This window comes from Streptomyces sp. NPDC058401 (assembly GCF_042722885.1).
Classification (GTDB): domain Bacteria; phylum Actinomycetota; class Actinomycetes; order Streptomycetales; family Streptomycetaceae; genus Streptomyces.
In genome coordinates, this window is record NZ_JBHXKA010000193.1 from 1 (window position 1) to 11,063 (window position 11,063).

Genomic DNA, 11,063 nt, shown 5'->3' on the forward strand with positions numbered 1-11,063 from the left:
GTGCCGTGCATCGCAAGGCGGAGGAGGGAGTCGACGCGGAGCGTCGGCGAGTGACGACAACGCGGCGAGGTGCGGTGCCAGACCCCGCGAGCCCGGCCTGATCGGCAAGACACCTCCTAGAGCCTGCCGTCACACCCTGGTCGTCACCCCGTCCGTGACGCGCGGCGATCGGGCCGCCGTCCGCGGGAACGGGGTGCGGTCGGGTTCCGCCCGGCCCGTACGGGCCGGGCGGCACAAGCGGGTGAGGAGCCGCCCGTCGAGGACGCCGGGTCGCGGGCGGCGAACTCATCGAAGCAGTTGTCGGCGCCCTCGGCGGCCGGCGAGTTCGGGCTCAGCCCGGCTGGCCGTGGGTCGTGGCCGGTGGGTGCCTGAGGGGCGTGCGTGTTCATGAGCGGGCCTCCGTGAGGCCCGCACTTCGGCGATCTCGTCGGCGGTCAGCCGGCCGGGCGTGCGGTGTTCGAGGTCGGTGATGGCCGGTGGATCGCCGATGCGGTCCCGCGCCCCGCCTCGTGAGTGCGATGACGACCACCCGCCGTTCGCCCTGACGCCTGCCGCGGGTGATTTCAGACGGCGTGGGGTCCAGCTCCGCGACCTCCTCCACGCCCTCCTTCATGCCCTCCTCCACGAGGACTTGCCGCGCGAAGCGGAATGGCATCCACCCTCTTGAGCGAACCCTATTGCTCAATGGTCAAGAAACGTTGACCATTGAGCCATGCCCACCGATGAGCCCCCCGAGGCCTTTCACGTCACCACGGACGAGCAGCTGCGCGCCGTCTCCAACCTCACGCGCCACCGGATCATGGCCATGCTCCGCTTCGAGCCGGCGACGATCACGCAGATCGCCGCGCGGGTGGGCCTGGCGAAGGGGAGTTCCAGCTATCACGTGCGCCTGCTGGAGCGGGCCGGCCTGGTGAAGGTGGTCCGGACGCGGAAGGTCCGGGGGGTCAACGAGCGGTACTACGCGATGGCCGCGCGGTCGATCGTGCTGCCGGACCCGGGCGAGGGCGGGCCGGATCTGCTGATGCGGCACGCGGTGGCGGACCTGGAGGAGGCGCCGTCGGACGGCGATCGGCACGTGGGGATGGTCCATCTGCGGCTCACCGACGAGCAGTTCGCGGAGCTGGGGGCGCGCCTGGAGGCATTGGCCTACGAGTACCGGGAGCTATCCGATCCGACCCTGCCGGACGCGTCACTCGTCTTCGCCCTGTTCCACCCGGCACGTCGCGACCAGAACACCGAGGGGGACACCAAGTGAGCACTGAGACAGAGAAGTTCCCCACCGGGTTCGGACGGCTGTGGACCGCACAGACGGTGTCCTCGCTCGGCGACGGGGTCACGCACGCCGCGCTGCCGCTGATCGCGCTGACGCTGACGCGGGATCCGATGGCGCTCGCCGTCGTCACCGCCGCCGGCACCCTGCCGTGGCTGCTGTTCGGGCTGCTCGGCGGTGCACTCGTGGACCGCTGGGACCGCCGGCGCACGATGTGGATCGCGGACGCGGCGCGTGCCGTGCTGCTCGCGATACCGGTGGCCGCGGCCGCCCTCGACGTGCTGAGCATTCCGCTGCTCGGGGCCGTCGCCTTCCTGCTCGGCCTCGGCGGGCTCTTCTTCGACACGGCCGCCACCGCCTACCTGCCGGACCTGCTCGGCCGCGACCCCGCGCTCCTGGAGCGCGCCAACTCCCGCCTGCGCGGAGCCCAGACCGCCGCGTCCGGTTTCGCCGGGCCGCCCGCGGGCAGTGCGCTGCTCGCGCTCGGGAGAGCGGTTCCGCTGCTCGCCGACGCGGTGTCGTTCGCGGTCTCCGCCCTGCTCGTACGGTCACTGCCGAGGATGCCCCGTCCCGTACCGCAGGCCCGTGAGTCGCTGCTGCGGCAGGCGCGGGCAGGGGCCTCGTACGTCTTCGGGGACCGGTTGCTGCTCGGGCTCGCACTGCGGCCGGCGGTCGGGAACATCGCCTTCATCGCCGTGGAGACCGTACTCGCCCTCTTCGCGCACGACCGCCTCGGCATCGGTGCCTTCGGTTTCGGCCTGCTCCTCACGGCGGAGGCCACCGGCGGCCTGCTCGGCGCGGGCATCGCCTCCTTCCTCGGCCGGCGACTCGGCACCGGTACCGCGCTGACCTGCACGGCCGCGGTCGAGGGGCTGGCCGTCCTGGGGCTCGCCACCTCCGGGAACCCGTACGTGGCCGGCCTCGCGCTCGCCGTCTGCGGAGCGGGCATGGGCGCCACGATGGTGCTCGCACCCTCCCTGCGGCAGGCGATCGTCCCCGCCCACCTCATGGGCCGGGTCGCCTCCACCTCCCGCATGCTCGCCATGTGCGCAGCCCCGTTCGGCGCCTTCCTCGGCGGCTGGCTGGCCACCGCGTACGACGTGCGCACCCCGCTCTACGTCGCCTCCGGCCTCCTCCTCGCGATGACCGCCATCACGGCGAACATGACCAGCAACCGCCGGGTCGAGGCGGCACTGCGCGCTGTTGCCCCGGTGGACGGCGCTCCCGGTGACGCGGAGCCCAGGGATCCCGCTCGGGCGGGCGCACCCGAAGCGTCGTGACACCTCGGGTGCGATGATCCGCAGGTCACGGTGCGGCCGGGTGGCCGAGGTGTTCCGTGGGCCCCGCGAAGGGCAGGAACAGGGTCCGGGTGGCGAGCAGCCAGACTCCGTCCATCCTGCGGAACGTGTCTTCGTAGTGCCCCACTTGAGTCGGGGGCCGGGGCGGCACCATGCCCCCGGAGTAGCCGTCGACCCGGTACGTGGCGAAGTACGTGGTGGCAGTGGCCGCGTCCGTCGAGGTCAAGGTGACCAGGATGTTGGTGCACATGCGGCGCGACAGCCGGTCCGCGGGCCGGCCGCCGAAGTAGCCGCGAAGCGCCTCGCGGCCCGCGATGCGGCGATCCCCGGCAGGCCATTCCCAGACCCCGTCCGGCGTGAAGAGGTCCGCCACCGCGCTCGGTTCTCCGAGGTCGAGGTGGTGGACGAACTCGACGATCAGCCGCTCGCACGCCCGCTCGGCAACCAGGCGCTCCATCGGGCCGAGAAGTTCGACATCCATGATCAACTCATATCAGCCCGTCACGCGGAAGCGAAGCGTCCGGTGCGCCGCTGTCGGTGAGTGCGATGCGGCGCAGGTTCCGGATGGCCGGGATGGCGAGCAGCGCCGCGCAGCCCGCCAGGCAGGTGCCCGCCGAGACCAGGAGCAGGGTTTCCGGGGAGGCCAGTTCGGTGGCCGGGCCCGCCAGGATCTGGCCGAGCGCGATGCCGGACACCGAGCCGGCCAGCTCGTAGGCGGTGACCCGGTTGAGCACCTCCGGTGGGGTGTGGGTCTGGACGCTGGTCGCCCACATCACCGACCAGAACGCCCAGGCGCCGCCCCCGACGACATGACCGGCCAGCAGCACGGGCAGTCCGGCACCGAGGGCCACGCAGAGCGGCAGCACGGCGAACAGCACCATGGCCACCGCGCCGGCCGCCAGTGGCCGGACCGGGCGCAGCCGTAGGGCCAGCAAGCCGCCGAGCACCGTACCGACCCCGAGGAAGGAGACGGCCAGGCCGTACGAGTTCGGGCCGAGCCGGGCTCCGATCAGCGCCGAGCTCAGCGGCACCATGGGGCCGAACAGCAGGATGCCGTAGACCACCCAGATCAGGATGACCGCCCACATCCAGGTACGGGAGCGGAACTCCCGCCAGCCCTGGCGCAGGTCGCGACGGAGCGAACTCCCCCTCCCCGCGCTGGCCCCGGCATCCGCCGGGAGGCCGGCTGACGCAGACGCAGACACGGACGCCGACGTGGACGTACGAGCCGCACCTGCCGTACCTCCCGCACCCGCCGGCGCGAAGCGGATCAGCCCCAAGCACAGGGCGCTGAGCACGAAGGCGCCCGCGTCGATCGCGTACACGGTCCCGGCGCCGGTCAGTACGATCAACAGCCCCGCCAGGGCCGGGCCGAGCAGCTGCGCCAGGGCGTCGGCGACCTTGAGCGTGGCGTTGGCGCGCTGTGGCTCCCGCGCGACCAGCGGAACCATGCCGTTCACGCCCGGCTGGAACATCGCGACGGCCGCGCCCGCCACGGCCGCCATGGTCACCAGCAGCCAGAACGGCGGTGTCCCCGCGAAGAACGCGGCGGCCAGCACGCCCTGGGTGAGCACACGGACGAGGTCCGCGCCGACCATCATCCGGCGGGCGCCCACCCGGTCGGCGAACACCCCGCCGAACAGGACCAGGAGCACGAAGGTCCCCGTCCAGGTGCCGAGCACCAGGCCGACGCCGGAGATCCCGTACAGCGGACCGACCGCGAGCGCGGCGGCCACCGGCATCATCGCGTCGCCGACCAGGGAGACCGCGCGGGCGGTGAAGTAGAGGGTGAATCGCCGGTCCCACAACGGAGGCCGGGCGGTGGGCGGATCGGTCTGGGCCGGCTGGCGAGGCGTCTTCACGGTGGTCACACGAAGATGCTGGACTAGACCAATCTCTGCCTCCAGTGTCCTGACCGACACGATGGGGTACTTTCGCGCCATGACGCCTCGTACGCTGTCCGAGCCCCCGGCGCTCCACCGGGTCGTGGCCGTGCTGCAACCCCCGCAGTCGACCTTCCCGCTGGCCTGCGCGGCCGAGGTGTTCGCCGACCACAGCCCGGCCATCCCGGCCCGCTACGCGTTCGAGGTCTGCACGGAGCACCCCGGCCCGGTCCGGACCCAAGCCGGATACGACCTCCTCGTCACGGCGGGCCTGGACGCCCTGGAGCGCGCGGACACCGTCCTGATCCCCGGCTGGCAGCAGCCCACCGGCACCGAGGTGCCCGCCGAGGTGATCGCCGCGGTCCGCCGGGCGCACCACCGCGGCGCGCGGGTCGTCGGCATCTGCTCGGGCGCCTTCGTGCTCGCCGCCGCCGGACTGCTGGACGACCGACGGGCCGCCACCCACTGGGCCCAGGCCCCGGAGCTGGCCGCCCGGTTCCCGGGCGTCCGGGTCGACCCCGCCGTCCTGTACGTGGACCACGGCGACGTCGCCACCAGCGCCGGATCGCAGCCGGCGTCGACCTCTGCCTCCACCTGGTGCGCACCGACCAGGGCGCCGCGTATGCCCTGCGCATCGCCCGCCAGATGGTGATGCCCCCGCACCGCGAGGGCTGCCAGCTGCAGTACGCCGAACTGCCCACCTCCGGGCCGGTCACCGACTCGCTGGCCCCGCTGCTGGAATGGCTCACCGCCAGGCTGGACCAACCGGTCAGCGTCGCCGACATGGCGGCCCGCTCCCAGGTCTCGGCCCGTACCCTCACCCGGCGCTTCACCGAGCAGCTGGGGATCAGCCCCGGCCGCTGGCTGCTGGACCGGCGCCTCGCCGCCACCCGGGCCCTGCTGGAGGAGACCGACCTGCCCGTGGAGACCATCGCGCACCGGGTCGGTCTCTCCTCGGCCGTCAACCTGCGCCGGCGCTTCCACGAAGCCCTGCGCACCACACCCGCCGCCTACCGCCGGACCTTCCGGGCGGACGCGGCCGGGAGCGTCGTCTCCGCGCAGGGGCCCGGAGCCCGAAGCGACACGGACCGGCCCCACGTCCGGGCCCGTGGGCCTCGTACCCTCGACGCATGAACATCTGCGTCTTCCTCTCGGCCGCCGACCTCGACGAGCGCTACACGCGCCCCGCCCGGGAGTTCGCCGAGCTCCTCGGCAAGGGCGGCCACACGCTGGTGTGGGGCGGCTCCGAGAGCGGCCTGATGAAGGTGGTCGCGGACGGAGTCCAGGCGGCGGGCGGGCGGCTCGTCGGCGTCTCGGTCGACTTCCTCGCGGCGAAGGCCCGTAAGAACGCCGACGAGATGGTGATCGCCGCCGACCTCGCCGAACGCAAGGCGCTCCTCCTGGCCAAGGCCGACGCGGTCGCCATCCTGGTCGGCGGTACCGGGACGCTGGACGAGGCGACCGAGATCCTCGAGCTCAAGAAGCACGGGAAGACCAGGAAGCCGGTGGTGCTCCTCAACACGGAGGGGTTCTACGACGGCCTCAAGATCCAGTTCCAGCGCATGGAGGACGAGGGCTTCCTCCCCGTGCCCCTGACCGACCTGGTCTCCTTCGCCGAAGACCCCGCCACGGCCCTCGCCCACCTGGAGCAACACCTCGACGCTTAGGTCGTCTCTTTCGGATCTTGCCGGGCACGCGACGCCTGGCACCGCACCTGGCCGCACTGCCGGGGCGCTCACGTACGCCCAGTACGCGAACGCCCCGACAGCACGCCCAGGCACGGCACCAGACGCCGCGGGCTCGGCCGACAAGATCCGAAAGAGACGACCCAGCCGTCACCCGTGGTCCGGAACCGTGCCGGAACACCCCGTCCCGCCGGGGCGTTGGGCCTCCCGTGGACTCCTTGAAGATCAGTGAAGCCGCCAGAGCCGGCGGGGTCAGCGCCCGGGCGCTCAGACACTACGAGGAGGAGGGGCTGATCGCCCCCGAAAGGTGCGCGAACGGGTACCGGCTCTACTCCGCCGAAGTACTGGACCGCGTCCGCGTGATCCGCTCCCTGCTGGAGTCCGGCCTGCCCGTACGGCTCGTCAGGGAGCTCCTGCCCCACCTCACCCCCTCCACCGGCCCCCACGGCATCTGCGCCGAGTTCCTCGCCGAGGTGGAGGAGTACCGGGACCGCCTCGCCGAACGGGCCGCCTCCCTGGCCGCCCAGCAGTCCGCCTTGGACGCCTTTCTGGGCGCCGCGCGGAACGGGGCTTGACCTTGCCGCTTACGGCAAGCTTCTACGGTCCTCCACATGACCACGAACACGCCGCTCATGCAGGCTCTCGTCCAGCAGTCCCTGAAGGGCCCGAAGGACCTGATCCCGACCTCCGACCGCCCCGTCCCGGTCGCCGGCCCCGGCGCGTACCTGATCCGCGTCGGTGCTGCGGGGGTCAACTTCGCCGATGTCATGCAGGCGTACGGCACCTACGAAGGCGGCCCGGCCGCGCCGTACACGGCGGGCTTCGAAGCCGCCGGTGAGATCGTGGCGGTCGGCCCCGGTGTCGAGGCTCCGCTGCCGGTGGGCACCCACGTCATCGGTACCGGCTACGGCGCCTTCGCCCAGTACATGACCATGCCGGCGGCGGGCGCCCTACCGGTCCCCGAAGGCTGGAGCGACGCCGAATCCCTCGGCCTGGTACTGAACTGGGCGACCGCCCTGGCCGCCCTGAAGCCGCTGGGCGGCATCGAGCGAGGCGACACGGTACTGATCCACGCGGCGGCGGGCGGGGTCGGACAGGCCGCCGTGCGGCTCGCCCACCACTACGGGGCCACGGTCATCGCCACCGCCTCCGCGTCGAAGCGCGAGACCGTCCTGGCGCTCGGGGCCGCCCACGTCCTCGACTCCGACCGCCCCGACCTCGCCGGGGAAGTCCTCGCGCTGGCCCCCGGGGGCGTCGACATCACCCTGGAATCGGTCGGTCGGGCCACCTTCCGCGACAGCCTCGCCGTGACCCGTCCCGTCACCGGCTCCGTCGTCGTCTTCGGTGTGGTCTCGGGTCACGCCGACATCTCCACCCACGACCTGGTGTTCACCCACCGGGTCCAGATCAAGGGCCTCCACATCGGTTCGATGGCCACCGAGGCACCGCAGATCCTCGCCGGCCTCCTGACGGAGCTGCGTTCCCTGATCGCCGCCGGCGTCTACCCGCCGGGCACCCCGGAGGTGCACGCCCTGGCGGACGGCCCGAAGGTCCTCCAGCAGCTCGAATCCCGCAAGACCACCGGCAAACTCGCCCTCGACCCCTGGGCGTGAGTGCCTGGGCGAGGCAATCGGTGACCTGGGCGAGGCAATCGGTGACCCGGGCGGGCAATCGGTGACCCGGGCGACCCCACGCGCGTTGGGTAGGCGTGCGAGCCGCGCACCGCCGTACGACGGTCCAGGGAAGGGATTCCCCGGATGTCCACCCCTGCCACGCCTCCCGGCCACAACTCCGGCACCGATCCGCCCGGCCGATCCGCGAGCCGCCGACTACCGCCACGCCTTGCAGAACTTCCTGGCCGCCTGCGCTCAGGCGGACCCCGGCCGGGATCACGTGGAAGGGATCGCGAAGGCGATGCCCCGGCGCCGTCTCCTGATCGATGTCGGGGCGGGCGACGGCTCCCACACCCGCCGCCTGGCCCCCCACTTCGACGGGGTCACGGCGATCGAGCCGAACCCCCTCCTCGGTGCGGAGCTGCGCCGCGCCTGCCCGACGGCCACGGTGCTCACCGCGCCCCTCGACGAGGTCCGGCCGCCGGACCTGGCCCACGCCCTGGATCTCGCCGAGTTCATGCTGGGTGCCGTCCCGCCCGGTACGTTCGCTTCCCGGGCTTCCCGGGCTTCCCGGCCTTCCCCGTCTGACCGGCCCTCCCGGCCTTCCCGCACAGAGGTGGAGAGGTACCTGACCGACCAGTTCGCCGTCCCGGACGGAGGCTTCACCTTCACCTACGACCGGGCCGTCCTGCGGATCCGCAAGCCCCGCTGAGCCGGCTCTGGTCGATTCCGGATGCGGCGGACCCGTAGCGCAGTCCCGTAGGTCTGGACCAAGCTCGGGGCATGGACCTGGAGTTGAGGCACCTCAAGATCGTCAGAGCGGTCGCCGACGCCGGCAGCCTGACCCGCGCGGCCACCGTGCTGGGGCTCACTCAGCCCGCTCTGAGCGCCCAGCTCAAACGGATCGAGCGGGCGCTGGACGGGCCGCTCTTCGTCCGGGGGCGGGAAGGCGTACGGGCCACCGCGCTCGGGGATCTGGTGCTGGAGCGGGCCCGCGTCGTCCTGCCGGCCGTGTGCGAGCTCCAGGAGGAAGCGGTGCGCTTCGCCCGGCAGGGCGCGGTCGGCTACCGGCTCGGGGGGACGCACGGGCCGCTGCTGGGCGGGCTCGTGGACCGGATCGTCCGGCAGGAGCCCGGGGTGACGGTGACCACGTACACCTCGTGGTCGGAACGCGAGGTTGCCGGGGGAGTGGCCGCCGGCAGGCTGGACTTCGCCCTGGTCGGGGTGTGCGGGGAGAGCGCCCCGCCGGAGCCGGGGCGGCTCGCGTGGAGGGAGGTGGCGCGGGATCCCGTGCACGTGATGCTGGCCGAGGGCCACCCGCTGGCGCAGCGGCCGTGGATCGAGCTGGCGGAGCTGGCCGCCGAGGCCTGGACCGACGTACCGGGCGACGGATGCTTCGGGGACTGCTTCGCGGCGGCGTGCGTGCGCGCCGGATTCACCCCGGCGTGCGTGTACGAAACGGACACGGCTTCGTGCGTGCACCTCGTCCAGGTCGGGCGGGCCGTGGGGCTCTGCCGGGCGACCTTCCCCGTGACCCCCGGGCTGGTCACCCGGCCGCTCGCCGGGAGCCCGCTGGTCTGGAGGCACCTGCTGGGCTGGCATCCCGCGGCGCGGGCAGCGGCCCGGGCGGCAGCGGTGCTGGAGCACGCCCGGGACGCTCACACGGAGGCGCTGGCCCGGTCGTCCGCGGCCGCGGCCGCAGCAGCGGCAGCGGCAGCCGCAGCCACTACCGCGGTCGCCACAGCACTGGCGGAACGGGCGTAGGCGGAGGAGCCGAGGCGCGGCCATAACACCGGGGGAGGGGCCAACCGGTATCTCCCGCAGGGGCGTTCGGATTCCTACGGTGTCGCTGACCCCCACCGAACCGAGGAGATCCCCCATGCTCAAGCGACACGCCCGCGCGGCGTGTACCGCCCTGGCCGCCGCCGGGCTGCTGCTCGCCGCCACCGGCGCCGCTGCCACCGCCGCCCCCGCGGACTCCGCCGGCACCGCGCGGCCGCAGAAGTCGGCCTCGGCCACCCTGCGCACCGCCGACGCTCCTCCCGAGCTGCTCACCGCCATGCAGCGCGACCTCGGCCTGACCCCCACACAGGCCAAGGCCCGTCTGGCCCACGAGGCCGAGGCCGGGGCCACCGCCGCCCGGCTGCAGGACCGGCTCGGCCCGGCTTTCGCCGGAGCCTGGCTGGACGGCGCCGACGCCGGAACCCTGACCGTGGCCACGACCCGGGCCGCCGACACCGCCGCGATACGGGCCACCGGGGCCCGGGCGAAACTGGTCAGCCGCTCCCTGTCCGACCTGGACACCGCGAAGGCCGCGCTGGACCGGGTGGCCACCGCCGGGACCCCGGTCCGCTACGTCGACCCGCGCGGCAACACCCTGGTCGTCGAGGAGACCCGGCCCGGGGCGGCGGCCGACCTGCTGGCGGCCACCGGGACCGACGCCGCACTGGTCACGGTGGTCCGTACCGCCGAGGCCCCGCGCCCGCTGTACGACCTGCGCGGCGGGGACGCCTACTACATGAACGGCAGCGGCCGCTGCTCCGTGGGCTTCCCGATCACCAAGGGAACGGTGAACGGCTTCGCCACCGCCGGGCACTGCGGACGGGCCGGCACCACCACCAGCGGTTTCAACCAGGTCGCCCAGGGCTCCTTCCAGGCCTCGATCTTCCCCGGCAACGACATGGCCTGGGTGGCGGCGAACGCCAACTGGACCTCCACCCCCTACGTCAAGGGCAGCGGCGGGGCGAACGTGCAGGTCACCGGCTCGGTGCTGCAACCCGTCGGGGCCTCGGTGTGCCGCTCCGGATCGACCACCGGCTGGCACTGCGGGACCGTCCAGCAGCACAACACCAGCGTCACCTACCCCGAGGGCACCATTTCCGGCGTCACCCGTACGACGGTCTGCGCCGAGCCCGGTGACTCCGGCGGCTCCTACATCTCCGGCAGCCAGGCCCAGGGCGTGACCTCGGGCGGCTCCGGCAACTGCTCCAGCGGGGGAACCACCTTCTTCCAGCCGCTGAACCCGATCCTGTCCACCTACGGTCTGACCCTCAAGGTCACCGGAACCGACCCGGGCCCGGGCCCCGGACCGGGTGACCCCGAGCCCGGCGGCACCTGGAAGGCCGGCTCCGTCTACGCGGCCGGCGCCACCGTCACCTACGGCGGCGCGAACTACCGCTGCATCCAGGGCCACCAGGCCCAGACGGGCTGGGAGCCGCCGGTGGTCCCGGCGCTCTGGCAGCGACTGTAGCCCGCCCGCCCGCCCGCCCGCCCGTCCGGCAGGACAGGAGCCGGACAGGGAGCAGGACAGGAGG

At 73.2% G+C, this 11,063-nt stretch carries 10 protein-coding genes and 1 pseudogene; 9 read left to right on the forward strand and 2 right to left on the reverse strand.

What is annotated here, in order from left to right:
• The first annotated feature begins 712 nt into the window (after positions 1-712).
• Positions 713-1,255: a helix-turn-helix domain-containing protein gene (locus ACFWNV_RS37190; protein WP_383955946.1), complete on the forward strand. Its 543-nt coding sequence runs from the start codon at positions 713-715 to the stop codon at positions 1,253-1,255.
• On the forward strand, positions 1,252-2,550 hold the full coding sequence (locus ACFWNV_RS37195) for an MFS transporter (RefSeq protein ID WP_383955949.1): 1,299 nt from the start codon (positions 1,252-1,254) through the stop codon (positions 2,548-2,550). The genes ACFWNV_RS37190 and ACFWNV_RS37195 overlap by 4 nt, the downstream gene beginning before the upstream one ends.
• Positions 2,551-2,575: 25 nt before the next feature.
• Here the strand turns inward: ACFWNV_RS37195 and ACFWNV_RS37200 are convergent, their stop codons facing one another.
• A complete protein-coding gene (locus tag ACFWNV_RS37200; protein WP_383955952.1) occupies positions 2,576-3,049 on the reverse strand; it encodes a nuclear transport factor 2 family protein in 474 nt (157 codons plus the stop codon).
• 7 nt (positions 3,050-3,056) lie between these two features.
• A complete protein-coding gene (locus ACFWNV_RS37205; RefSeq protein ID WP_383955955.1) occupies positions 3,057-4,439 on the reverse strand; it encodes an MFS transporter in 1,383 nt (460 codons plus the stop codon).
• 70 nt (positions 4,440-4,509) lie between these two features.
• Here ACFWNV_RS37205 and ACFWNV_RS37210 point away from each other — a divergent pair.
• The 7 genes and pseudogenes from ACFWNV_RS37210 (at position 4,510) to ACFWNV_RS37240 (ending at position 10,999) form a co-directional block, all read left to right on the forward strand.
• Positions 4,510-5,585, forward strand: a pseudogene (locus ACFWNV_RS37210) (GlxA family transcriptional regulator).
• The gene (locus tag ACFWNV_RS37215) at positions 5,582-6,118 is read left to right on the forward strand and encodes a TIGR00730 family Rossman fold protein (RefSeq protein WP_383955958.1); all 537 of its coding nucleotides are present in this window, start codon (positions 5,582-5,584) and stop codon (positions 6,116-6,118) included. The pseudogene ACFWNV_RS37210 and the gene ACFWNV_RS37215 overlap by 4 nt, the downstream one beginning before the upstream one ends.
• Positions 6,119-6,354: 236 nt before the next feature.
• The gene (locus tag ACFWNV_RS37220) at positions 6,355-6,711 is read left to right on the forward strand and encodes a MerR family transcriptional regulator (protein WP_383955961.1); all 357 of its coding nucleotides are present in this window, start codon (positions 6,355-6,357) and stop codon (positions 6,709-6,711) included.
• A gap of 36 nt (positions 6,712-6,747) precedes the next feature.
• The gene (locus ACFWNV_RS37225; RefSeq protein ID WP_383955963.1) at positions 6,748-7,749 is read left to right on the forward strand and encodes a zinc-binding dehydrogenase; all 1,002 of its coding nucleotides are present in this window, start codon (positions 6,748-6,750) and stop codon (positions 7,747-7,749) included.
• Between the two features lie 229 nt (positions 7,750-7,978).
• The gene (locus ACFWNV_RS37230; RefSeq protein ID WP_383955966.1) at positions 7,979-8,461 is read left to right on the forward strand and encodes a hypothetical protein; all 483 of its coding nucleotides are present in this window, start codon (positions 7,979-7,981) and stop codon (positions 8,459-8,461) included.
• Positions 8,462-8,532: 71 nt separating this feature from the next.
• Positions 8,533-9,513 (forward strand): LysR family transcriptional regulator, encoded by a 981-nt coding sequence (locus ACFWNV_RS37235; protein ID WP_383955968.1) that lies wholly within the window; start codon positions 8,533-8,535, stop codon positions 9,511-9,513.
• Between the two features lie 115 nt (positions 9,514-9,628).
• Positions 9,629-10,999 carry a carbohydrate-binding protein gene (locus ACFWNV_RS37240; protein WP_383955971.1) on the forward strand — a complete coding sequence of 457 codons (1,371 nt, stop codon included), beginning with the start codon at positions 9,629-9,631 and terminating at the stop codon, positions 10,997-10,999.
• Positions 11,000-11,063 lie beyond the last annotated feature (64 nt).